At 66.6% G+C, this 22893-nt stretch carries 20 protein-coding genes and 1 pseudogene; 9 read left to right on the top strand and 12 right to left on the bottom strand.

Annotated features, from left to right (window positions below):
- Positions 1–19: 19 nt before the first annotated feature.
- On the bottom strand, positions 20–1108 hold the full coding sequence (locus GD429_RS14295; protein WP_152857500.1) for a C40 family peptidase: 1089 nt from the start codon (positions 1106–1108) through the stop codon (positions 20–22).
- 232 nt (positions 1109–1340) lie between these two features.
- Entirely contained in the window at positions 1341–3143 is a 1803-nt protein-coding gene (locus tag GD429_RS14290) for a PhoH family protein (RefSeq protein ID WP_152857499.1), read from the bottom strand.
- On the opposite strand from GD429_RS14290, the pseudogene GD429_RS41830 reads away from it, so the two are divergent.
- Positions 3039–3283: pseudogene (locus GD429_RS41830) on the top strand (hypothetical protein); the annotation flags it as partial. The gene GD429_RS14290 and the pseudogene GD429_RS41830 sit on opposite strands and share 105 nt — an antisense overlap.
- A gap of 192 nt (positions 3284–3475) precedes the next feature.
- On the opposite strand, the gene GD429_RS14280 reads toward GD429_RS41830, so the two are convergent.
- From GD429_RS14280 to GD429_RS14240, 9 genes are all read right to left on the bottom strand, one after another.
- Positions 3476–3937: a peroxiredoxin gene (locus GD429_RS14280; RefSeq protein WP_321574604.1), complete on the bottom strand. Its 462-nt coding sequence runs from the start codon at positions 3935–3937 to the stop codon at positions 3476–3478.
- A gap of 108 nt (positions 3938–4045) precedes the next feature.
- Positions 4046–4942 carry a polysaccharide deacetylase family protein gene (locus GD429_RS14275; RefSeq protein ID WP_152857498.1) on the bottom strand — a complete coding sequence of 299 codons (897 nt, stop codon included), beginning with the start codon at positions 4940–4942 and terminating at the stop codon, positions 4046–4048.
- Positions 4943–4955: 13 nt separating this feature from the next.
- Positions 4956–6011 carry a bifunctional UDP-4-keto-pentose/UDP-xylose synthase gene (locus tag GD429_RS14270; protein ID WP_152857497.1) on the bottom strand — a complete coding sequence of 352 codons (1056 nt, stop codon included), beginning with the start codon at positions 6009–6011 and terminating at the stop codon, positions 4956–4958.
- Entirely contained in the window at positions 6008–6955 is a 948-nt protein-coding gene (locus tag GD429_RS14265; RefSeq protein ID WP_152857496.1) for a formyltransferase, read from the bottom strand. Before GD429_RS14265 ends, GD429_RS14270 begins: the two co-directional genes overlap by 4 nt.
- The gene (locus tag GD429_RS14260; RefSeq protein ID WP_152857495.1) at positions 6952–7989 is read right to left on the bottom strand and encodes a glycosyltransferase; all 1038 of its coding nucleotides are present in this window, start codon (positions 7987–7989) and stop codon (positions 6952–6954) included. The genes GD429_RS14265 and GD429_RS14260 overlap by 4 nt, the downstream gene beginning before the upstream one ends.
- A 6-nt stretch (positions 7990–7995) precedes the next feature.
- The gene (locus GD429_RS14255; protein ID WP_034181244.1) at positions 7996–9147 is read right to left on the bottom strand and encodes a DegT/DnrJ/EryC1/StrS family aminotransferase; all 1152 of its coding nucleotides are present in this window, start codon (positions 9145–9147) and stop codon (positions 7996–7998) included.
- 130 nt (positions 9148–9277) lie between these two features.
- The gene (locus GD429_RS14250; protein WP_034181245.1) at positions 9278–9649 is read right to left on the bottom strand and encodes an SMR family transporter; all 372 of its coding nucleotides are present in this window, start codon (positions 9647–9649) and stop codon (positions 9278–9280) included.
- Positions 9650–9662: 13 nt separating this feature from the next.
- Positions 9663–11339: a glycosyltransferase family 39 protein gene (locus GD429_RS14245; protein ID WP_152857494.1), complete on the bottom strand. Its 1677-nt coding sequence runs from the start codon at positions 11337–11339 to the stop codon at positions 9663–9665.
- Positions 11340–11462: 123 nt separating this feature from the next.
- A complete protein-coding gene (locus GD429_RS14240) occupies positions 11463–11837 on the bottom strand; it encodes an Mth938-like domain-containing protein (RefSeq protein ID WP_034181247.1) in 375 nt (124 codons plus the stop codon).
- Between the two features lie 316 nt (positions 11838–12153).
- Between GD429_RS14240 and GD429_RS14235 the strand changes: the two genes are divergently transcribed.
- The 6 genes from GD429_RS14235 to GD429_RS14205 all read left to right on the top strand — a co-directional run bounded on the left by GD429_RS14235 (position 12154) and on the right by GD429_RS14205 (position 18641).
- Positions 12154–13392, top strand: a complete 1239-nt coding sequence (locus tag GD429_RS14235; RefSeq protein WP_321574602.1) for a pyridoxal phosphate-dependent aminotransferase — start codon at positions 12154–12156, stop codon at positions 13390–13392.
- 53 nt (positions 13393–13445) lie between these two features.
- Positions 13446–14774, top strand: coding sequence for a homoserine dehydrogenase (locus GD429_RS14230; protein WP_152857493.1), 1329 nt, complete (start codon positions 13446–13448; stop codon positions 14772–14774).
- 14 nt (positions 14775–14788) lie between these two features.
- Entirely contained in the window at positions 14789–16240 is a 1452-nt protein-coding gene (thrC, locus tag GD429_RS14225) for a threonine synthase (protein ID WP_152857492.1), read from the top strand.
- 291 nt (positions 16241–16531) lie between these two features.
- Complete coding sequence (gene glp / locus GD429_RS14220) at positions 16532–17779, top strand: gephyrin-like molybdotransferase Glp (RefSeq protein WP_152857491.1); 1248 nt, start codon at positions 16532–16534, stop codon at positions 17777–17779.
- Between the two features lie 19 nt (positions 17780–17798).
- Complete coding sequence (moaD, locus tag GD429_RS14215; protein ID WP_011352296.1) at positions 17799–18056, top strand: molybdopterin converting factor subunit 1; 258 nt, start codon at positions 17799–17801, stop codon at positions 18054–18056.
- Between the two features lie 108 nt (positions 18057–18164).
- The gene (locus tag GD429_RS14205; protein WP_152857490.1) at positions 18165–18641 is read left to right on the top strand and encodes a molybdenum cofactor biosynthesis protein MoaE; all 477 of its coding nucleotides are present in this window, start codon (positions 18165–18167) and stop codon (positions 18639–18641) included.
- Positions 18642–18707: 66 nt separating this feature from the next.
- Here GD429_RS14205 and GD429_RS14200 read toward each other — a convergent pair whose 3' ends face one another.
- Positions 18708–19268, bottom strand: coding sequence for a group III truncated hemoglobin (locus tag GD429_RS14200; RefSeq protein WP_152857489.1), 561 nt, complete (start codon positions 19266–19268; stop codon positions 18708–18710).
- 252 nt (positions 19269–19520) lie between these two features.
- Here GD429_RS14200 and GD429_RS14195 point away from each other — a divergent pair, with 252 nt between their 5' ends.
- Both GD429_RS14195 and clpB read left to right on the top strand, forming a co-directional pair.
- Positions 19521–20039: an Rrf2 family transcriptional regulator gene (locus GD429_RS14195; protein ID WP_152857488.1), complete on the top strand. Its 519-nt coding sequence runs from the start codon at positions 19521–19523 to the stop codon at positions 20037–20039.
- A gap of 147 nt (positions 20040–20186) precedes the next feature.
- Positions 20187–22784: an ATP-dependent chaperone ClpB gene (gene clpB / locus GD429_RS14190; RefSeq protein ID WP_152857487.1), complete on the top strand. Its 2598-nt coding sequence runs from the start codon at positions 20187–20189 to the stop codon at positions 22782–22784.
- Positions 22785–22893 lie beyond the last annotated feature (109 nt).

The following is a 22893-nucleotide window of genomic DNA, read 5'->3' as shown; positions in this document are numbered from 1 at the left end:
TCGAGGTTCGAGCAGCGGGCTAGTAACTGCCGTTCGCGAACCGTGCAATCGGATCGTCCACGGTGCCGGTGCGCGGGCTGACGGGTGCGGATTGCGTCGACGCACGCAGCACCTGCACGGGCGCGGGGTCGGTGTCGCGCGATGTCGTCGCGGCTGCTGCGGGCGGCGGTTCCGCATCGAACGCGGCGGCCTGGGCGGCGGTCAGTGCCGTCGTCGGAATCTGCGTGCCGACTTCGGCCGGGCCGGCCGGCGCTGCATTCGCGGTCATCGCGGTCAGGCCGCCATCGCCATTCGCCGACGTTGCCTGTTGCCGGGCTGCCTGCACGCGCGGCAGCGGCGGTTCGTACGGATCGGCGGACGCGGCCGCAGGCGCAACCGCGGCGGTCGTCACGGCCCGCGCGGCCGGCATGGCCGGAGCGGGCGACTGCGTCGCCCCGGCTTGCGACGAAGCATAGGCAGGCGGCCGCAGCGCGGCGGCAGTCATGACGGGGGCGGGCGCAACCACCGGCGGGCTGCGCGGCTCGTCGCGCTTCGCTTCGTAGGTCGGCGCATCGAACGGCGTGGGCGTCGCGCGTGGTGGCGCGACGCGGCGAATGCCGTCGAAACGCTTGGCCCAGTACGGGTTCGTCAGGTAGTCGAGCCGCACGGTGCCGCCCGTCGACGGTGCGTTGACGAAGCGCAGCTTGCCGACATAGATGCCGACGTGCGAGTGCGGCCGCCCGGTCGTATTGAAGAAGATCAGGTCGCCCGGCGCGATCTGGTCGGGGTCGATCGATACGCCGCGGCCGCTCATGTCGGCGGTCGTGCGCGGCAGGTTCACGTCGGCCGCGCGGCCGATCACGTAGCGCACGAGCCCGCTGCAGTCGAAGCCGCTCGTCGGCGTATTGCCGCCCCAGCGATACGGGACGCCGACCAGGCTCATCGCCTGGATCGAGATTTCTTCCTGGCCGACGCTGTGATCGACGAATTTAGGGAAATTGGCAGGGGCCGGGAATGCGCGCGGCGTCGTGATCTTCATTCCCGGCTCACGCGATGCCGACTGCGGCGGCAGGCTGGAGCAGGCCGCAAGCAGCGAAACGACGGCGACGGGAACACAGATTCGAAGCATGGCAAGGCGGGCGAGCGCGGCGCGCTCGCGAATCGTATGACAACAGACAGACCCGATGGTAGACGCTCCAGCGGGGCTTAAGCAACCATTCTTGAGAATTTACTTGAAGTTTCGCGCGTAAATGGGGCTTTTGCGTGACGCTGCGTTACAGCGTTTTCGACCCCAAATAAAAACGGCGCTCCGGAAACGGAGCGCCGCGATGCGTCGAAAGCCGGCGGGCCGGCCTGCCGCGTTACAGGATGTCCGACGCGTAGTCGGCGAGCCGCGAGCGTTCGCCGCGCGCGAGCGTCACATGGCCGCTGTGGCCCCAGCCCTTGAAGCGGTCGACGACGTAGGTCAGGCCCGAGCTGCCTTCGGTCAGGTAGGGCGTGTCGATCTGCGCGATGTTGCCGAGGCACACGATCTTCGTGCCGGGGCCCGCGCGCGTGACGAGTGTCTTCATCTGCTTCGGCGTCAGGTTCTGCGCCTCGTCGATGATCAGGTACTTGTCGACGAACGTGCGGCCGCGCATGAAGTTCATGCTCTTCACCTTCAGGCGCGAACGGATCAGTTCCTGCGTCGCGGCACGTCCCCATTCGCCGGCAGCGTCGTCGGTCTTCTGCAGCACTTCGAGGTTGTCGTCGAATGCGCCCATCCACGGCTGCATCTTCTCTTCCTCGGTACCGGGCAGGAAACCGATGTCCTCGCCGACGGGCACGGTCGCGCGCGTCACGATGATCTCGTTGTAGCGCTTGTCGTCGAGCACCTGCGCGAGGCCGGCCGCGAGCGCGACGAGCGTCTTGCCGGTGCCGGCCTGGCCGAGCAGCGTGACGAAGTCGATCTCGGGGTTCATCAGCAGGTTCAGCGCGAAGTTCTGCTCGCGGTTGCGCGCGGTGATGCCCCACACGTTGTTCTTGTGGTGGCTGTAGTCGCGCAGCGTCTGCAGCAGCGCCGTCTTGCCGTTCAGCTCGCGGACGATCGCGTGGAACGTCGGCTCGCCGTTCTGCGGCTCGAGATAGACGAACTCGTTGACGAGCATCGATGCGACGAGCGGGCCCGTCACGCGGTAGTACGTGGTGCCCGTCTTCGTGTCCTGCCAGCTCTCCATGCCCTTCGCGTGCTTGGTCCAGAAGTCCTGCGGCAGTTCGCGCACGCCGCTGTAGAGGAGATCGGAATCCTCGAGCACCTGGTCGTTGAAGTAGTCTTCCGCGGGCAGGCCGAGCGCGTGCGCCTTGATCCGCATGTTGATGTCTTTCGACACCAGCACGACCTGGCGGTCGGGCCGGTCGCGCTGCAGCGCGCGCACGACGCCGAGGATCTGGTTGTCGGCCTTGCCTGAGGGCAAGCCTTCGACGGGCGCGATGTCGGCGAGCTTCGTCTGGAAGTACAGGCGACCGAGCGCCTCGCGGCTGCCGAGGCGCGACAGCGGGATGCCGGCCGTGATCGCGCCTGCGTCGGCGACGAGCGCGTCGAGCGTGCGGCTGACCTGGCGTGCGTTGCGCGCGACTTCGGACATCCCCTTCTTGTGGTTGTCGAGTTCCTCGAGCGTCATCATCGGCAGATAGACGTCGTGTTCCTCGAAGCGGAAGAGGCTGCTCGGGTCGTGCATCAGCACGTTGGTGTCGAGCACGAACAGTTTCTGCAGTTCGGCTTCGGCGGGCTTGCGGCTACGCGATTTCGTCGCCGCGCCGGCATCGCGCGCGGGAGCCGCGGCCGGTTTGTCGGCGGCCGGCTTGTCGTGGCGCGCGACGACCGGCGCCGCGGGTGCGGCGGGCGCCTGCATCGGTTGCAACAGTGCGGCCGTCTGTCTGGTCTTGCGGCCGCGTGCGGGTGCGCTCGCGGCATCTTGCGCCGAAGACGCGACGGCGCGCAGCGGCGCGGCCGTGTTCGCGGCTTCGATCATCGGTTGGGCCACGCTGGCCGGACCATAGTCACCGGCTGTGGATGCGTCCCCTTCGGCGGATTTCTTCGCGGCTTTCGCGGGCCGCGCTTTCGCCTTGTATTCGTCGGGCGGCAGCAGGCTGCCGAGCTTGCTGGGGGGAGTAGGCAAAGGCATGGTGTCCCTCGGGAGGAATCGTGTCGCAAGGCGTGCGCCGCTGATCGCATCCTGCGTGACGTAGACGCATGCAGTTTGCGCGCGGTGGCGCACAGGAATTTCGTCTAGCCGGTTCGCCTAAGTGTCGATCAGCTCCTTGACGGGGTGAGGGCCGGCCCGAGGGTCGGCGCGCAATCCATAAAAAAAGCCGCTGCCCCGTCGACAGGGACATGCGGCTCGGCTGATACCGTCGTGATGCGCGTCAGGTGCCGGGAAGCATCGCATCGAGCACCGGCGCAGCTACGAGAAATATGGGGCGAACTGGCATTCATTGCGGCCCAATATAACGCGCCTCAAAGCGCTTGTACAGCACTTAGCACGTCGTCGACATGCCCCGGCACCTTGATGCCGCGCCATGCCTGACGGAGCACGCCGTCAGCGTCGATCAGGAACGTCGAGCGCTCGATTCCACGCACTTCCTTGCCATACATTTTCTTCATCTTGATGACATCGAACAGCGCGCACAGCGCTTCGTCGGTATCGGAGATCAGCGGGAACGGCAGTTCGAGCTTTGCCTTGAAATTGTCATGCGAGCGCAGGCTGTCGCGCGACACGCCGATGACTTCGGCACCGGCTTTCTTGAACTTCGGATAGAGATCGCGGAACTGCAGCCCTTCGGTCGTGCAGCCCGGCGTGTTGTCCTTCGGATAGAAGTACAGCACGAGCTTCTTGCCCTTCAGGTCGGACAGTGAAATGTCGCCGCCCGTGGCCGGTGCAGTGAAATCGGGAACTTGACGGTCAACTTCGACGGACACGTGTTTCTCCTGTTGTTATGGAAAGGCGTCGCTGCGGCGGCGCGGTTCGGCCGGGCGTCGCCGCAGCGCCGCAAGGGCGCTGCGGGCGACGCCGGCTCGCGTGCGAACTCAGTCGGGCTGGACGATCAGTTCGCCGGAGCGGCCGGGGATTTCGCCCCACGTGACAGGGTACGATGGCAGCGAGTCGCGGTCCAGCGTCGCGTGGTAGTCGCCCATCGTCGCAAACGTGTGGCCTTGCGCGCGCCAGCCGGCGAGCAGTTGCTCGAACACGGGCGCGAGCTTCTGGCCTTCCAGTTCCGCATGCAGCGTGAACACCTGGTCGTGCGGATTGGTTTCGGTGAACCTGAGGATGTGCGCGGCGACGTTGTGCGTGTCGACGCCGTCGATGCCGAGCACTTCGTCGAGCGTGGGCAGCGTCGTCGGCATCTGCACGTGCGACAGCGTGCGGCCGCCGACGACAGGCAGGTACGGCGAGTGGCCGCGGCCGTCGGATGCGTAGCGCATCCCCCATGCGTCGATCTGCTCGAACGCGGAGTCGTTCATCTGCCAGCCGGCCGCGCCGTGCGTGACGGGTGGCGTGCCGAAGATCTCGATGAAGCGCGCGTGGCTCTTCTGCATTTCACGCGCGGTCCAGTCGCGATCGCGCGCGCGGACGTTGTCCTGCCAGTACACGTGATCCCACGTGTGGATCCCGCATTCGAAGCCGGCCTCGTGGATCGCGCGCATGTCGGAGATCGCACGGCGGCCGATGTCGGGGCCCGGCAGCAGCACGCCGTACATCAGCTGCTTCACGCCGTAGTGTTCGACCACCGACGTGCGCGACACTTTCTTCAGGAAGCCGGGGCGGAACATGCGCCGCAGCGCCCAGCCCGTGTGATCGGGCCCGAGGCTGAAGAGGAAGGTCGCGCGCGCACTGAAGCGGTCGAAGATGCGCGCGAGGTTCGGCACGCCTTCGCGCGTGCCGCGCAGCGTGTCGACGTCGATCTTGAGGACGATGCGAGCCAAGCGAGCGTCCCGATCAGCCTTGCTGTTCGACGAGCGCGCGCGCGTCGGCGACGTGGCCGCGATACGCTTCGAAGATGTTGCGCAGCGCGTCGTCGAACGTCGCTTGCGGCGCCCAGCCGAGCTCCTGCATCGTGTTGTCGATCTTCGGCACGCGGTTCTGCACGTCCTGGTAGCCGTTGCCGTAGTAGGCGCCGGACGTCGTTTCGACGAGCTTCACCTGCTTGGCCGAATCGGCATACTCGGGGAATTCCGCCGCCAGTTCGAGCATCTTGTGCGCGAGCTCGCGAACCGAGAAGTTGTTCTTCGGATTCCCGATGTTGTAGATCTTGCCCGATGCGACGCCGTTCGCGTTCTCGATGATCTTCATCAGCGCGCTGATGCCGTCGCCGATGTCGGTGAACGCGCGCTTTTGCGAGCCGCCGTCGACGAGGCTGATGTTCTCGCCGCGCACGATGTGGCCGAGGAACTGCGTGACGACGCGCGAGCTGCCTTCCTTCGGCGTGTAGATCGAGTCGAGGCCCGGGCCGATCCAGTTGAACGGGCGGAACAGCGTGAAGTTCAGGCCTTCCATCCCGTAGCCCCAGATCACGCGGTCCATCAACTGCTTCGAGCACGCGTAGATCCAGCGCGGCTTGTTGATCGGGCCGTAGGTGAGGGCGGACGCGTCCGGGTCGAACTGCTCGTCCGAGCACATGCCGTAGACCTCGGAGGTCGACGGGAACACGAGGTGCTTGCCGTACTTGACGGCCGAACGCACGATCGGCAGGTTCGCCTCGAAGTCGAGTTCGAACACGCGCAGCGGCTGCTGGACATAGGTGGCGGGCGTCGCGATCGCGACGAGCGGCAGGATCACGTCGCACTTCTTCACGTGATACTCGACCCACTCCTTGTTGATCGTGATGTCGCCTTCGAAGAAATGCATCCGCTCGTGGTTGACGAGGTCGCCAAGCCGATCGGTCTGCATGTCCATGCCGAACACTTCCCAATCGGTGGTTTCAAGAATGCGCTTCGACAGGTGATGGCCGATGAAGCCGTTCACACCCAGGATCAGGACTTTTTTTGCTTTCATGAATGACGGGAAGAATGAATGAACTGCGCGAATTCCGCGGGCGTCACGACGGTTTCGCTGCCGTCGCGCTGCTGCCACAGCTCGAGAATGGATAGGGCGCGGCTGTCGCCGCAGACGCCGAATAGCGCATTATCGCTTACGTGCAGGCCGGGCGGCAAATCTGCCGCGGCGGCCGCTGCCGCGCTGCCGGGCGCCGCGAGACGCGCGCGCGCGATTACGAAACGCGTGCCTCCGACGTCCGTGAACGCGCCCGGATAGGGCGGCGCGACCGCGCGCACCAGGTTGTAGAGCTGCGCGGCCGGCTTCGACCAGTCGACGCGGCCGTCCTCGGGCTTGCGCCCGCCGAAGTAGCTGCCGGTCGCGAGTTCGTTCGGCAGGTGCGCCGCCTCGCCTGCGAGCAGCGCGGGCAGCACGCGCCAGAGCGTCTGCTCGGCGGCCACCGTGACCTTGTCGAACACCTGCGTGGCCGTGTCGTCCGGCAGGATCGGCACCGCGGTCTGGCCGATGATCGCGCCCGCGTCGGGCTTCGCGGCCATCTCGTGCAGCGTCGCGCCGGTTTCGGTCTCGCCGTTCAGCACGGCCCAGTTGGTCGGTACCCGACCCCGGTATTTCGGCAGCAGCGAACCGTGCATGTTGTACGCACCGCGCGGCGCGATCGCGAGCAGGTCCACCGGCAGCATGTGCCGGTAGTAGAACGAGAAGATGAAATCCGGCTGCGCATCCGATACCGCGCGGCGCAGTGCCGGATCGGCGGGATCGGCCGGCGTGACGACCGGAATGCCGTGCTCGGCGGCGACGGACGCGACGCTGCCGAACCAGATGTTCTCGTTCGGGTTGTCCTCGTGGGTGACGACGAGCGCGACGTCGACGCCGCGCGCGAGCAGCACCTGCAGGCACCGCACGCCGACGTTGTGATACGCGAAGACGACCGCGCGCGGCTTCATTGCGCGGCTCCCGCGCGGTTCGCGCCGGCCGGCACCGCCGGCATGCCGTCGTGCTGCTCGAGCACGGCCTGGATCAGGTAGCGCGGCCGTGCGCGCACCTGCTGGTAGATGCGGCCGACGTATTCGCCGAGCAGGCCGAGCGCGAAGATGATCACGCCGAGCAGGAAGAACGTGATCGCGAACAGCGTGAACACGCCTTGCACTTCCGCGCCGACGATGAAGCGCCGCACGAGCAGCAGCACGAACAGCGCGGCGGAGCCGAGCGACAGGATCACGCCGATGAACGACAGCCACTGCAGCGGCACGACCGAGAAGCCCGTCACGAGGTCGAAGTTCAGCCGGATCAGGCTGTACAGCGAGTACTTCGACTCGCCCGCGAAGCGCTCCTCGTGCGCGACCTCGATTTCGGTCGGCTTCTGCGCGAACGTATAGGCCAGCGCGGGGATGAACGTGTTGACTTCGCCGCACACGTTGATCGTGTCGATGATGCGGCGGCTGTACGCGCGCAGCATGCAGCCCTGGTCGGTCATCTTGATGCGCGTGATGCGCTCGCGCAGCCGGTTCATCATCTGCGATGCCTTGCGTCGCCACAGGCTGTCCTGGCGCTGCTTGCGGATCGAGCCGACGTAGTCGTAGCCCTCGCGCATCTTCGCGATCAGCTTGCCGATTTCCTCGGGCGGGTTCTGCAGGTCGGCGTCGAGCGTGATGACGATCTCGCCGCGCGATTGCGCGAAGCCCGCGAGGATCGCCATGTGCTGGCCGTAGTTGCCGTTGAGCAGCACGACGCGCGTCGTGTCGGGGCGCACGTGGAACTGGTCGGCGAGCATCGCGGCCGAGCGGTCGCGGCTGCCGTCGTTGATCAGGATCACTTCGTATGACGTGTCGAGTGCGTCGAGCGCCGGATACAGCCGCGCGAACAGCGCGGCGAGGCCGTCTTCCTCGTTGTACACGGGGATGATGACCGATACTTCGGGCCGGCCGGCGTCCAGGTGCCCGGCGCCCGGATGCCCGGCGCGTGCTTCAAGGTGACTCATGTACGCTTATTTTCCGTATTGTTCGCAAATCTGGTTGATGGCGTCGACCACGCGACGCACGTCGCCCTCCGTCATCTGCGTGAACAGAGGCAGCGTGACGGTCGACGCGCCGTACCGTTCGGCGTGGGGGAACATGCCCTCCTTGAAGCCGCGCGCACGGTACAGCGTGAAAAGATGGATCGCCGGGTAGTGGATGCCCGTGCCGATGCCGCGTTCCTTCATCTGCGCCATGAACTCGGCGCGCGGGATCGACAGCCGCTCGAGCGGCAGCGTGATCTGGAACATGTGCCAGTTGCCGTTCTCGAATTCGGCGACCGGCAGGCCGACGCCGAGCTTCGCGGCCGGGCCGCCGTCGAACGCGGCGAAATACGCGCGCGCCAGCGCACGGCGCTGCGCGGTGAAGCGCTCGAGGTGCGGCAGCTGGCCGAGGCCGACGCGCGCGGCGACGTCGGTCAGGTTGTACTTGCCGCCGAGCACGTCGCAGTCCATCCCGTCGAAGCCCGTGCGCGTGATGCCCTGCAGCCGGTACTTCTGCGCGAGCGTCGCTTCGTCCTCGTTGTTCAGCACGAGCGCGCCGCCTTCGATCGTCGTCAGGTTCTTGTTCGCGTGGAAGCTGAACGACACGATGTCGCCGAACGCGCCGATGCGCTTGCCGTTCCACGTCGAGCCGAGCGCCTGCGCCGCATCTTCGATCACGCGCAGGTTGTGCGCGCGCGCGATCGCGTACAGGCGGTCCATGTCGACCGGCAGGCCAGCCAGGTAGACGGGGATGATCGCCTTCGTGCGCGGCGTGATCGCCTGCTCGAGCTTGTCGAGGTCGATGTTGCGCGTGACGGGATCGATGTCGGCGAATACGGGCGTCGCGCCCGTCTCGAGGATCACGTTGCTGGTCGAGACCCACGACGCCGGCGTCGTGATCACCTCGTCGCCGGCGCCGACGCCCGCGATGCGCAGGCCGATCTCGAGCGTGCAGGTGCCCGAGTTGAACGCGCGGACCGGACGGCCGCCGCAGTATTCGGACAGCGCCGCTTCGAATTTCTGGCACTGCGGGCCGGTGGTGATCCAGCCCGAGCGCAGCACTTCGACGACGCCCTGGATGGTTTCCTCATCGATCTCGGGGCGGGTGAACGGCAGAAACGGAGCGGTAGTCTGGCTCATGAACGCTTTGGCCTGTAATGGCGTGTAATAAAAGGGTCGGGCAATCCCGTCCGAAACCGGCATTAAACACCGGTTGGCGGATTCGTACCGTGATTTTTTGTAGGCGGACGCTTAACGCCGCGAGGCATGCTCAGCTTCGTGCAAGCACGAGTACCCCGATCAAGATGATGCCGATGCCGACGAGCCGCTGGACCGACAACACCTCGCCGAACAGGTACCAGGCCGCGAATGCGTTGACGACGTAACCGAGCGACAGCATCGGGTACGCGATCGACACGTCGACCCGCGACAGCCCGAGGATCCAGACGACGACGCTCAGCACGTAGCAGCTCAGGCCGCCGATGATCGGCAACTGGGTCGCGATCTTCAGGCCGACCGGGATGATGTTCGCACGGCTGAATTCGAAGTGTCCAACGGCGTTGACGCCGGCTTTCAGCAGAAGTTGAGCACAGGCGTTGAGCATCACGCCGGTGATGATGCAGACGAACGAAACGGGATTCATGCGGTGGGCGTCCTTAGGATTGCGGTTTCTCGACGATCACGCGGCGGCTGTCGCGCGCAATGACGCGCATCGGCACGCCTCGCTTGACCAGCGTGTCGTACTGGCCGGGCGGCAAGATCGCGAGCGCCTGGGTTTCCTGCTTCCAGCGCGTGATCCATTCGTCGACGGTCGGGATCCACTTGTTCGGCTCGACCGAGATCCCGAACGCGAGCTCGTCCTGGCGCTGGACCATGATCGTCGTGTGGCCCATATAGAACGGGAACGTGTGATCGAGCATCTCGATCGAGTAGAACGGCGTGTCGGGCGGCAGCTTCGCCAGTTCGGCGCGCACGGCGGGCGCGAGCAGCGCGCCCGAGCTGTAGCGTCCGAACTCGTCGTGCCCGGTGCCGCCGATCGTGCCGAACGCGAGCCATGCGGCGCCGAATGCGGTGATCGCGGCCGCGACGCCCGCGCGGCGGTTCAGCCATGCGGCCGCGAGCGTCAGCGCGGCCGAGACCGCGAGGCCCGCGTACAGCCACATCTGGAACGCGCGGTACTGCGCGTTCGGCGTGCGAGCGTCACCCTGGTACGCGAGGAAGATGATCCCGAATGCCGCGACGACGAAGAACACGAGATAGCCGAGCAGGTGGCGGCGGAACCGGTCGGCCGACATCAGCGGCAGGTACGCGCCGATGATCAGCGCGAGCGCCGGCGCGACCGGCAGCACGTACGAGATCAGCTTCGAATGCGACGCGCTGAAGAACAGGAAGATGAATGCGCTCCAGATCAGCAGCACGAGCATCGGCGCGAAGCCGTTCGGCTGGCGCGGCATCCGCAGCGCATGACGGATGCTCTGCCACGCGACCGACAGCCATGGCAGGAAGCCGACCAGCAGCACCGGCACGAAGTAGTACAACGGGCCGGGGCGGTTTTGTTCCGGGGTCAGGTAGCGGCGGAACTGCTGGACGATGAAGAAGAAGTTGAAGAATTCGGGGTTGCGCTGCTGGACGAGCACGAACCACGGCGTGACGATCGCGAAGAAGATCACGAGGCCGCTGACCAGGTACAGGCGCTTCCACAGCGCCCAGTCGCGCGCGATCAGCGTGTAGAGCACGAGCACGGCGCCGGGCAGGATCACGCCGACGAGGCCCTTCGACAGCACCGCGAACGCCATCGCGGCCCAGCACGCCCACATCCAGCCGCGTACCGCGGCCGGGCGCAGCCCGGGCCGCTGCGCGAGCAGCAGCGAGCAGAGCGACAGCGCCATCCAGAACGCGAGCCCCATGTCGAGCGCGTTGAAGTGGCCCATCAGGTTCCAGTACGGCGAGCATGCGAGCACGACGGCCGCGAGGAAGCCCGACAGCGGGTTGAACAGGCGCGCGCCGGTGAAGCCGACGAGCAGCACGCCGGCGAAGCTCACGACGGCGGTGTAGAGGCGCGCCTGCCATTCGCCGATGCCGAACCACGCGAACGTCAGCGCGTTCAGCCAGGTCTGCAGCGGCGGCTTCTCGAAGTACTTGTAGCCGTTGTAGCGCGGCGTGATCCAGTCGCCGGTGACGAACATCTCGCGCGCCATCTCCGCGTAGCGGCCTTCGTCGCTCGGGATCAGGTGGCGCAGCCCGAGCGGCGCGAACCAGACGATCGCGAGCGCGACGAGCAGGAGGACGAGCGTGATGCGATTGAGCGGTAGCCTCGACGGCGTATCGTTCATGGGTTTTCAGCCTGTTGGTTGTTGTGACGGGCCGCCGGCGGGTTGCGCCGGGGGCGGGCGGCCTGGCCGGGGCGATCCGGGGATCGACCCGCTGCGCCGGCCCGAGTTTTACCGCATCGGGGATTAACGTTCAATTAAGAGCGCGGCGGCGACTTTGCGGCCCTCGGCCATCAGGATGTTGTAGGTGCGGCAGGCGGCCTGGAAATCCATCGTCTCGACGCCGATCCGCCTGGCCGTGAGCGCGGCGACCAGCCGCGGGTGCGGGAAGCGCAGCCGCGCGCCGCTGCCGAAGATCACGAGTTCGGGCGTCGGGTCGAGCAGCATCGCGAAATGCTCGGGCGCGAGCGCGTCGAACGACGACACGGGCCATGCCTGGACCGGCGCGCCGGGCAGCACGATGACGCTCGTTTCATGGCGTTCGAGATTGACGTCGACATAATCGGGGCCGTAGCCGGTGACGGTGTTGAGCGCGCCGCTCGCGTCCTGGTGCAGTTTCAAATCGGTATTCCGCGGTTCCGTAGGGGAATGTGTTGCAGGGCCGCACGGGCCCGGGGCGGCCGGTTTCGCGCGCCCGGTGCACGCTGGACGCCTGACGGCGCGGCCCGGTGCGGCTATGGTGCATTGCGAAAGTCGGCCAAAATCCGCTAAATTATAACTTTTTGGTCGCCCCCGGGCGCCACTTGCATCGCGCGCTGCCACAAGTCGTGCGCGATCGCCCGCTTTTCCCCAGTCTAGACAGCGCGCACAGACCGGCCGCTTTCCAGTTTTGATCCCGTCCCCCCGGCTGCAAGGCCAACCCAGGAACCGTGTCGTCGTGAAACCGATTCAGAAGTCGAACAAGCTGCTCAACGTCTGCTACGACATCCGTGGCCCGGTGCTCGAGCACGCGAAGCGCCTCGAGGAAGAAGGCCACCGCATCATCAAGCTGAACATCGGCAACCTCGCGCCGTTCGGCTTCGACGCGCCGGACGAGATCATCCAGGACATGATCCGCAACCTGCCGACGTCGTCGGGCTATTCGGATTCGAAGGGCGTGTTCTCGGCCCGCAAGGCCGTGATGCACTACACGCAGGAAAAGGGCGTCGTGGGCGTCGGCCTCGACGACATCTACATCGGCAACGGCGCGTCCGAGCTGATCGTGATGGCGACCCAGGGGCTGCTGAACGACGGCGACGAAGTGCTGCTGCCCGCACCCGACTACCCGCTGTGGACGGCCGCCGTGAGCCTGTCGGGCGGCACGCCCGTGCACTACGTGTGCGACGAGCAGAACGCGTGGATGCCCGATCTCGACGACATCCGCCGCAAGATCACGCCGAACACGAAGGCGATCGTCGTCATCAACCCGAACAACCCGACGGGCGCGCTTTATTCCGACGAATTGCTGCTGGAGCTGATCGAGATCGCGCGCCAGCACGGGCTGATCGTGTTTGCCGACGAGGTCTACGACAAGATCGTCTACGACGGCCTCGAGCACACGGCGATGGGCTCGCTGTCGGAGGACGTGATCACCGTCACGTTCAACAGCCTGTCGAAGAGCTATCGCTCGTGCGGCTACCGCGCGGGCTGGATGGCCGTGTCGGGCCTCGGCGGCGACAACCGCCGGCGCGCGAACGACTACCTCGAGGGGCTCGGCATCCTGTCGTCGATGCGCCTGTGCGCGAACGTGCCGGGGCAGTTCGCGATCCAGACGGCGCTCGGCGGCTACCAGAGCATCAACGAGCTGATCGTGCCGAGCGGGCGCCTGTACAAGCAGCGCGAGCTCGCGTACGACATGCTCACGTCGATCCCGGGCGTGACCTGCGTGAAGCCGCAGGCCGCGCTGTACATGTTTCCGCGCCTCGATCCGAAAATCTATCCGATCCAGAACGACCAGCAGTTCATACTCGACCTGCTGCTCGAGGAGCGCGTGCTGCTCGTGCAGGGCACGGGTTTCAACTGGGCGACGCCGGACCACTTCCGCGTGGTCTTCCTGCCGAACCTCGACGACCTGACCGATTCGATCAACCGGATCGCACGCTTCCTCGACGGCTACCGCAAGCGCCATTCGGCCTGAGCGGACAGGACCACACGGAACCCATTACTTCTTACTCATCGATCACACGCAGCATGGAACCGATCAAAGTTGGCCTGTTGGGCTTCGGCACGGTAGGCAGCGGCACCTTCACGGTGCTGCGCCGCAACCAGGAAGAAATCAAGCGACGCGCGGGGCGCGGCATCGAGGTGACGCGCATTGCCGTGCGCAACCCGGCCAAGGCGCAGGCTGCGCTCGGCGGCGACGCCGGCGCCGCGCAGATCACCGACGATTTCAATTCGGTCGTCGACGATCCGTCGATCGCGATCATCGCCGAGATGATCGGCGGCACGGGCATCGCGCGCGAGCTTGTGCTGCGCGCGATCGCGAACGGCAAGCACGTCGTGACGGCGAACAAGGCGCTGCTCGCGGTGCACGGCACCGAGATTTTCGAGGCCGCGCGCGCGAAGGGCGTGATGGTCGCATTCGAGGCGGCCGTCGCCGGCGGCATCCCGATCATCAAGGCGCTGCGCGAAGGCCTGACCGCGAACCGCATCCAGTACATCGCGGGCATCATCAACGGCACGACGAACTACATCCTGTCGGAAATGCGCGACCGCGGGCTCGACTTCGCGACCGCGCTGAAGGCCGCGCAGGAACTCGGCTACGCGGAAGCCGATCCGACCTTCGACATCGAAGGCGTCGACGCCGCGCACAAGGCGACGATCATGAGCGCGATCGCGTTCGGCGTGCCGGTGCAGTTCGACCGCGCGTACGTCGAGGGCATCAGCAAGCTCGACGCAACCGACATCCGCTACGCGGAAGAACTCGGCTACCGGATCAAGCTGCTCGGCATCGCGCGCCGCGCCGAAAACGGCATCGAGCTGCGCGTGCACCCGACGCTGATCCCGGAGAAGCGCCTGCTCGCGAACGTCGAGGGTGCGATGAACGCGGTCGTCGTGCACGGCGACGCGGTCGGCACCACGCTGTACTACGGCAAGGGCGCGGGTGCGGAGCCGACCGCGTCGGCGGTGGTCGCGGATCTCGTCGACGTCACGCGCCTGCACACGGCCGATCCCGAGCATCGCGTGCCGCACCTCGCGTTCCAGCCCGACAGCCTGTCGAACACGCCGATTTTGCCGATCGAGGAAGTCACGAGCGGCTACTACCTGCGCCTGCGGGTGGCCGACCAGACCGGCGTGCTCGCCGCCATCACGCGTATCCTCGCCGAATCGGGCATCTCGATCGACGCGCTGCTGCAGAAGGAGTCGGAACAGGTCGACGGCGCGAACGGCGAGACCGACATCATTCTGATCACCCACGAGACGCTCGAGAAGAACGTCAACGCGGCGATCGCGCAGATCGAGAGCCTCGCGACGGTCGTGTCGAAGGTCACGAAGCTGCGCATGGAAGCGCTGAACTGAGGATCGACGACGACATGAACTACATCTCCACGCGCGGCGCCGGCATCGGCGAGCGCCACACGTTTTCCGACATCCTGCTCGGCGGTCTCGCGAAGGACGGCGGGCTCTACCTGCCGGCCGAGTATCCGAAGGTGTCCGCCGACGAGCTCGCGCGCTGGCGCGGGCTGCCGTACGCGGATCTCGCGTTCGAGATCCTGTCGAAATTCTGCGACGACGTGCCGGCCGACGACCTGCGTGCGATCACGCGCCGCACGTACACGGCCGACGTGTACAGCAACACGCGCCACGGCGAGAACGCAGCCGACATCACGCCGCTGAGGACGCTCGGCACCGAGAACGGCGCGGCGTTGTCGCTGCTCGAACTGTCGAACGGCCCGACGCTCGCGTTCAAGGACATGGCGATGCAGCTGCTCGGCAACCTGTTCGAGTACACGCTCGCGAAGCACGGCGAAGCGCTGAACATCCTCGGCGCGACGTCGGGCGACACGGGCAGCGCGGCCGAATACGCGATGCGCGGCAAGGCCGGCGTGCGCGTGTTCATGCTGTCGCCGCACAAGAAGATGAGCGCGTTCCAGACGGCCCAGATGTTCAGCCTGCAGGATCCGAACATCTTCAATCTCGCGGTCGAGGGTGTGTTCGACGACTGCCAGGACATCGTGAAGGCCGTGTCGAACGATCACGCGTTCAAGGCGCAGCAGAAGATCGGCACGGTCAACTCGATCAACTGGGCGCGCGTCGTCGCACAGGTCGTGTACTACTTCAAGGGCTACTTCGCGGCGACGCAATCCAACGACGAGCGCGTGTCGTTCACGGTGCCGTCGGGCAACTTCGGCAACGTGTGCGCGGGCCACATCGCGCGGATGATGGGGCTGCCGATCGCGAAGCTCGTGGTCGCGACCAACGAGAACGACGTGCTCGACGAGTTCTTCCGCACGGGCGCGTATCGCGTGCGCAGCGCCGAGAACACGTATCACACGAGCAGCCCGAGCATGGACATCTCGAAGGCGTCGAACTTCGAGCGCTTCGTGTTCGACCTGCTCGGCCGCGATCCGGCGCGCGTGATGCAGCTGTTCCGCGACGTCGAGGAGAAGGGCGGTTTCGATCTCGCGGCGAGCGGCGATTTCGCGCGCGTTGCCGAGTTCGGCTTCGTGTCGGGCCGCAGCAGCCACACGGACCGCATCGCGACGATCCGCGACGTGTTCTCGCGCTACGACACGATGATCGATACGCATACGGCCGACGGCGTGAAGGTTGCGCGCGAGCATCTCGACGCAGGCGTGCCGATGGTCGTGCTCGAGACGGCGCAGCCGATCAAGTTCGGCGAGACGATCCGTGAAGCGCTCGATCGCGAAGCCGAGCGGCCGGCCGCATTCGACGGGCTCGAGGCGCTGCCGCAGCGCTTCGAAGTCGTGAAGGCCGACGCGCAGCAGGTGAAGGACTTCATCGTCGCGCATACGGGCGCGTAACGGCTGGCCGGGCCGCGGGCCCGGCAGCGCAGGACGGCCGGAATGCCGATTCGTCGAACGGATCGGGGTTCCGGCCGTTTCGTTTGGCGGCGCGGTGCAACGGTGCAACGGTGCAGCGATAAGCAGGCGTTCTGCAGCCCGCCGCGCGTCTGCGGTCGAGCGTCGCGCGAAACAGGTGCCAGACCCGCGCGTGCGCGCCGATCACGGTTTTCGCATGTCGGCCATATCGCGCGCCCGCGCGACGGCGTCGCTACAATGACGTATTGACTCCAACGATCCCCGATTCCATCGATGTCGAACCCGAATCCCGCGGCGCCGCGCGCGCCGATGCTGTCGACCGCCGAGGCGCTCGCCGCGCTGCTCGATGCCGCGAAGCCGCTGCCCGGCACCGAAACCGTCGTCACGCTCGACGCGCTCGGCCGCGTGCTGGCGGCCGACGTGAGCTCGCCGCTCGACGTGCCGCCGATGCATACGAGCGCGATGGACGGTTATGCGGTGCGCGTCGCCGACCTGCTGCACGGCGAGCGGCGTTTGCCGGTGTCGCAGCGGATTCCGGCCGGTCATCCGGCCGCGCCGCTCGCGGCCGGCACGGCCGCGCGGATCTTCACCGGCGCGACGGTGCCGGCCGGCGCCGACGCCGTCGTGATGCAGGAGCAGGCGGCGGCCGACGGCGATGCGGTCGAGATCCTGCATACGCCGAAGGCCGGTGAATGGATCACCGCGCAGGGCGCGGACATCCGGCAGGGCGCGGTGATCCTGCCGGCCGGCACGCGGCTCACGCCGCAGGCGCTCGGCCTTGCCGCGTCGGTCGGCTGCGCGCAACTGTCGGTTGCTCGGCGGCTTCGCGTCGCGGTGTTCTTCACCGGCGACGAGCTGACGATGCCGGGCGAGCCGCTGAAGCCCGGCGCGATCTACAACTCGAACCGCTTCACGCTGCGCGGGTTGCTGGAGCGGCTCGGCTGCCATGTGACCGACTACGGGATCGTGCCCGACTCGCTCGCCGCGACGCGCGACACGCTGCGCGAGGCCGCGCGCGATCACGACGTGATCCTGACGAGCGGCGGCGTGTCGGTCGGCGACGAGGATCACGTGAAGCCTGCCGTCGAGGCCGAAGGGCGGCTCGCGCTGTGGCAAATCGCGATGAAGCCCGGCAAGCCGCTCGCGTACGGCGCGGTGCGGCGCGGCGACGATCGCCCCGATGCGCACTTCATCGGGCTGCCTGGCAACCCGGTATCGAGTTTCGTCACGTTCCTGCTGTTCGTGCGGCCGTTCCTGCTGCGCCTGTCCGGCGTGCGCGACGTCGCGCCGCGCGCGCTGTCGCTGCGTGCCGACTTTTCGCAACGCAAGGGCGACCGGCGCAACGAATTCCTGCGCGCACGCGTCAATGCGGCCGGCGGCCTCGATCTGTTCCCGAACCAGAGCTCGGCGGTGCTGACGTCGACGGTCTGGGGCGACGGCCTGATCGACAATCCGCCGCAGCACGCGATCAGCGCCGGCGAGACCGTGCGTTTCATTCCGTTTTCCGAACTGCTGTCGTAACGCGGCGGCTTCCCGAACCATGAAGATTCAACTGAAATTTTTTGCAAGCGTACGAGAAGCGCTGGGCGTCGCCGACGAGCAGGCCGACGTGCCGGACAGCGTAACGACCGTCGGCGACGTGCGCGCGTGGCTGCGCGTGCGCGGCGGTGCGTGGGCCGAGACGCTCGCCGAAGGGCGCGCATTGCGCATGGCGTGCAACCACGAGATGACCGATCCCGACACGCGGCTCACCGAGGGCTGCGAGGTCGCGTTCTTTCCACCGGTGACGGGCGGTTGAGCTTTGCATGGGACCGGAGTAAGCGCTGAAGTACCAACTCCGGTCGACCGCGAAGCATGGGACCAGAGTAAGCGCTGAAGCGCTAACTCTGGTCGACAGAGGCAGACGATGGCAACGATACGAATCCAGACCGACGACTTCGATCTGAACGCCGAAGTCGCGGCATTGCGCGCGCGCAACCCGAAGATCGGCGCGATCGCGTGCTTCGTCGGCACGGTGCGCGACCTGAACGAAGGCGATTCGGTCGCCGCGATGGAGCTCGAGCACTATCCGGGGATGACCGAGAAGGCGCTCGAGAAGATCGCCGCCGAGGCAGGCCGGCGCTGGCCGGGCATCGACGTCGCGATCGTGCATCGGGTCGGCAGGCTCCTGCCGCTCGACCAGATCGTGATGGTGGCGACGGTTGCCGCGCATCGCGGCGATGCGTTCGCGTCGTGCGAATTCGTGATGGACTACCTGAAGACCGAAGCGCCGTTCTGGAAGAAGGAAACGACGCCGGACGGCGAGCGCTGGGTCGATGCGCGCAGCACCGACGACGCGGCGCTCGCGCGCTGGGGCGTCGAATCGGGCAACACGCCGCGCTGAGCGCCACGTCAGCGCGATGCGGCGATGTGCCGCATGTGCGCAATCGTCGCGCGCGATGTGTACGCGTTACGCGTCCGGATCTGCGCTGCGCCCGATGATCTTCGTCGGAAACGGCTCGCCGCGGGCGCGCGACGGCAATGCGTGCGGATCGTCGCCCGCATCGCGGCGGCGCGGCGCGATCGCATCGAGCAGCGCCTGCTGCTCGGGCGGAATCCGGTAATCCCAGCCGAACCGGCTCAACTGCAGGCTCTGCGCGATCCGCAGCGCGGGTTCCATGAAGCGGATCGCCGCGGGCGGCGCGTAGCGCGCCTCGACGGTCTTCAGGAACAGCGACAGCCAGCGGCTGAAATGGGCCGGCTCGATCCCGTCGAGCGGCTGGTGCGCCTGCTGCACGTTGCCGCGATAGCCCTTGGTGCCGAGCACGAGGCTCGACCAGAACGTGACCATCTTCGGCAGATGGTCGTCCCAGCGGCCGGCCAGTTTCGCATCGAACACGGGCCCGAGCAGCGGATCGGCGCGCACGCGGTCGTAAAACGCGTAGACGAGATCGCGGATGTTGTCTGCGGTCGGCTCGGCATCGCGAGGGTGGGCCGGGGCGGTTTCGGGCGAGGCGGGCAGGTCGGTCATGGCAAAAAGGGCCGGGAGATCGAGGCAACGACGGAGCGACGGCGCGGGCAACGCGCAGGACGCCGGCAGGATTTTGACGCAAAATAGCGTCCAACAACCCCTGGAAAACGTGCGAACGCCATACATCTTATTGCGCGCACGCCATCCGGGCAACCCGGGGCCGCGGAACGGGACCGTCAGCCGGCCCGGCGCGCGTCCCGACCGGCCCGGCCCGCGTAATCGGGGCACGATCGATCTTTTCCGTATTCGCCCATGAGACTCACCGACTACACCGACTATTCGCTGCGCGTGATGCTGTACCTTGCCGTGCGCGGCGAGGGGCTCGCGACGATCCAGGAGATCTCGGACGCCTACGGCATCTCGAAGAACCATCTGATGAAAGTCGTGCAGCAGCTCGGCGAGCTCGGATGGGTCGACACGGTTCGCGGCCGCAATGGCGGGCTGCGGCTGTTCCCCGAATCACTGCAGCTGACGGTCGGCCAGGTCGTGCGCGCGACCGAGAGCGACTTCGCGCTGGTCGGCTGCTTTTCGGCCGACGGCGGCGAATCGCGCGGCTGCGTGATCGAGCCGCAGTGTCGCCTGAAGGGGGTGCTGGCGGCCGCGCGCGATGCGTTCTTCGCCGAACTCGACCGTCACACGCTCGGCGAACTGATCGAACCCGCGTCGCCGCTCATGGCATTGCTCGGCATCCGTCCGGTCGCGCTCGTGCGCGCCGCGCCGTCACCGGACGAATCGCCCGCGCCCGTCGAGCCGCCGTCTACGGCCGGCTGACACGCGGGCGCCGCGTCCCGCGATCCGCCTCTCGGCCGCGGCATTGCCATCCAGCGACTTTTTGCGCTGAATCAACCCGAATTTCGCTTGAAAGGCGCATAACCATCCTCATCTTGGTGTTAATCGAAAATTGGAGGTCTCGACAAAATGAGAATCGACAAGCTCACCACCAAGTTCCAGGAAGCACTCGCGGACGCACAAAGCCTTGCGGCAGGCCGCGACAATCAATACATCGAACCCGTTCACGTACTGGCGGCGCTGGTCGCACAGCACGACGGTTCCGCACGCTCGCTGATGTCCCGCGCGGGCGTTCACGTGCAGGCGCTGCAAGGCGCGCTGAACGAAGCGATCTCGCGCCTGCCGCAAGTCACGGGCACGGGCGGCGATATCCAGATCGGCCGCGAGTTGGCCGGGTTGCTGAACCAGGCCGACAAGGAAGCGCAGAAGCTCAACGACACGTTCATCGCGAGCGAGATGTTCCTGCTCGCCGTGTCCGACGACAAGGGTGACGCCGGCAAGCTCGCGCGTCAGCACGGCCTCACGCGCAAGGCGCTCGAAGCCGCGATCGCCGCGGTGCGCGGCGGCTCGCAGGTGCACAGCCAGGATGCCGAAAGCCAGCGCGAGGCGCTGAAGAAGTACACGGTCGACCTGACCGAGCGCGCGCGTTCGGGCAAGCTCGATCCGGTGATCGGCCGCGACGACGAAATCCGCCGCTCGATCCAGATCCTGCAGCGCCGCACGAAGAACAACCCGGTGCTGATCGGCGAGCCGGGCGTCGGCAAGACCGCGATCGTCGAAGGGCTCGCGCAGCGGATCGTCAACGGCGAAGTGCCCGAGACGCTGAAGGGCAAGCGCGTGCTGTCGCTCGACATGGCCGCGCTGCTCGCCGGCGCGAAGTATCGCGGCGAGTTCGAGGAGCGCCTGAAGGCCGTGCTCAACGACATCGCGAAGGACGAAGGCCAGACGATCGTCTTCATCGACGAGATCCATACGATGGTCGGTGCCGGCAAGGCAGAAGGCGCGATGGATGCGGGCAACATGCTGAAGCCCGCGCTGTCGCGCGGCGAGCTGCACTGCATCGGCGCGACCACGCTCGACGAATACCGCAAGTACATCGAGAAGGATGCCGCGCTGGAACGCCGCTTCCAGAAGGTGCTCGTCGACGAGCCGAGCGTCGAGGCGACGATCGCGATCCTGCGCGGGCTGCAGGAGAAGTACGAACTGCACCACGGCGTCGACATTACCGACCCGGCGATCGTTGCAGCGGCCGAGCTGTCGCATCGCTACATCACCGATCGCTTCTTGCCCGACAAGGCGATCGACCTGATCGACGAGGCTGCTTCGAAGATCAAGATGGAAATCGATTCGAAGCCCGAAGAGATGGACAAGCTCGACCGCCGGCTGATCCAGCTGAAGATCGAGCGCGAAGCCGTGAAGAAGGAGCAGGACGAAGCGTCGCAGAAGCGCCTGCAGCTGATCGAGGAAGAGATTGACCGCCTCGGCCGCGAATATGCGGACCTCGAGGAGATCTGGACCGTCGAGAAGGCCGCGGTGCAGGGCAGCGCGCAGCTCAAGGAAGAGATCGAGAAGGCGCGGGCGGACATCGCACGGCTGCAGCGTGACGGCAAGCTGGAGAAGGTCGCCGAGCTGCAGTACGGCAAGCTGCCGCAGCTCGAGGCGCAACTGAAGCAGGTCACGCAGGCCGAAGAGCAGGAGCAGCACAACCCGACGCGTCCGCGCCTGCTGCGCACGCAGGTCGGCGCCGAGGAAATCGCGGAAGTCGTGTCGCGTTCGACGGGGATTCCCGTGTCGCGGATGATGCAGGGCGAACGCGAGAAGCTGCTGCACATCGAGGAAAAGCTGCATGAGCGCGTGGTCGGCCAGCATGAGGCGATCGGCGCGGTGGCCGACGCGATCCGCCGTTCGCGCGCGGGTCTCGCCGATCCGAACCGTCCGTACGGCTCGTTCCTGTTCCTCGGCCCGACGGGTGTCGGCAAGACCGAGCTGTGCAAGGCGCTGGCGTCGTTCCTGTTCGATTCGGAAGAGCACCTGATCCGCATCGACATGAGCGAGTTCATGGAGAAGCACAGCGTCGCGCGGCTGATCGGCGCGCCGCCGGGTTATGTCGGCTACGAGGAAGGCGGCTACCTGACGGAAGCCGTGCGCCGCAAGCCGTACAGCGTGATCCTGCTCGACGAGATCGAGAAGGCCCATCCGGACGTGTTCAACGTGCTGCTGCAGGTGCTCGACGACGGCCGCATGACGGACGGGCAGGGGCGCACGGTCGACTTCAAGAACACGGTGATCGTGATGACGTCGAACCTCGGCTCGCAGGTGATCCAGGCGATGACCGGGGCGCCGCAGGACGAGATCAAGGACGCCGTGTGGCTCGAGGTGAAGCAGCACTTCCGCCCCGAGTTCCTGAACCGGATCGACGACGTCGTTGTGTTCCATGCGCTCGACCGCAGCAACATCGAGTCGATCGCGAAGATCCAGCTGGCGCGCCTGCACGACCGGCTCGCAAAGCTCGACATGGCGCTCGACGTGTCGGAAGCGGCGCTCGAGCAGATCGCGAAGGTCGGCTACGATCCGGTGTTCGGCGCGCGGCCGCTGAAGCGCGCGATCCAGCAGGAGATCGAGAACCCGGTCGCGAAGCTCATCCTCGCGGGCCGCTTCGGTCCGAAGGACGTGATTCCGGTCGACGTCAACGACGGCAAGTTCGTGTTCGACCGTGTCGTTCACTGAACGCCGGCCGCCGGCCGCACGCCCGGTTCGCGCCGGGCGCGCAAAAACAAACACCCCGCCTCGGCGGGGTGTTTGCATATGGAGCGGCCCGATTGGGCCATGAAGCGGG

The organism is Burkholderia sp. BE17 (genome assembly GCF_009362305.1).
In the GTDB taxonomy this organism is placed as follows: domain Bacteria; phylum Pseudomonadota; class Gammaproteobacteria; order Burkholderiales; family Burkholderiaceae; genus Burkholderia; species Burkholderia pyrrocinia_C.
This window is presented reverse-complemented; position numbering and strand designations above follow the sequence as displayed.

Coding starts and splice junctions, on each gene's coding strand:
- GD429_RS14295 (WP_152857500.1), bottom strand. CDS start 1,108: ATGCTTCGAATCTGTGTTCCCGTCGCCGTCGTTTCGCTGCTTGCGGCC.
- GD429_RS14290 (WP_152857499.1), bottom strand. CDS start 3,143: ATGCCTTTGCCTACTCCCCCCAGCAAGCTCGGCAGCCTGCTGCCGCCC.
- GD429_RS14270 (WP_152857497.1), bottom strand. CDS start 6,011: ATGAAAGCAAAAAAAGTCCTGATCCTGGGTGTGAACGGCTTCATCGGC.
- GD429_RS14265 (WP_152857496.1), bottom strand. CDS start 6,955: ATGAAGCCGCGCGCGGTCGTCTTCGCGTATCACAACGTCGGCGTGCGG.
- GD429_RS14260 (WP_152857495.1), bottom strand. CDS start 7,989: ATGAGTCACCTTGAAGCACGCGCCGGGCATCCGGGCGCCGGGCACCTG.
- GD429_RS14255 (WP_034181244.1), bottom strand. CDS start 9,147: ATGAGCCAGACTACCGCTCCGTTTCTGCCGTTCACCCGCCCCGAGATC.
- GD429_RS14250 (WP_034181245.1), bottom strand. CDS start 9,649: ATGAATCCCGTTTCGTTCGTCTGCATCATCACCGGCGTGATGCTCAAC.
- GD429_RS14245 (WP_152857494.1), bottom strand. CDS start 11,339: ATGAACGATACGCCGTCGAGGCTACCGCTCAATCGCATCACGCTCGTC.
- GD429_RS14230 (WP_152857493.1), top strand. CDS start 13,446: ATGGAACCGATCAAAGTTGGCCTGTTGGGCTTCGGCACGGTAGGCAGC.
- thrC (WP_152857492.1), top strand. CDS start 14,789: ATGAACTACATCTCCACGCGCGGCGCCGGCATCGGCGAGCGCCACACG.
- glp (WP_152857491.1), top strand. CDS start 16,532: ATGTCGAACCCGAATCCCGCGGCGCCGCGCGCGCCGATGCTGTCGACC.
- moaD (WP_011352296.1), top strand. CDS start 17,799: ATGAAGATTCAACTGAAATTTTTTGCAAGCGTACGAGAAGCGCTGGGC.
- GD429_RS14205 (WP_152857490.1), top strand. CDS start 18,165: ATGGCAACGATACGAATCCAGACCGACGACTTCGATCTGAACGCCGAA.
- GD429_RS14200 (WP_152857489.1), bottom strand. CDS start 19,268: ATGACCGACCTGCCCGCCTCGCCCGAAACCGCCCCGGCCCACCCTCGC.
- GD429_RS14195 (WP_152857488.1), top strand. CDS start 19,521: ATGAGACTCACCGACTACACCGACTATTCGCTGCGCGTGATGCTGTAC.
- clpB (WP_152857487.1), top strand. CDS start 20,187: ATGAGAATCGACAAGCTCACCACCAAGTTCCAGGAAGCACTCGCGGAC.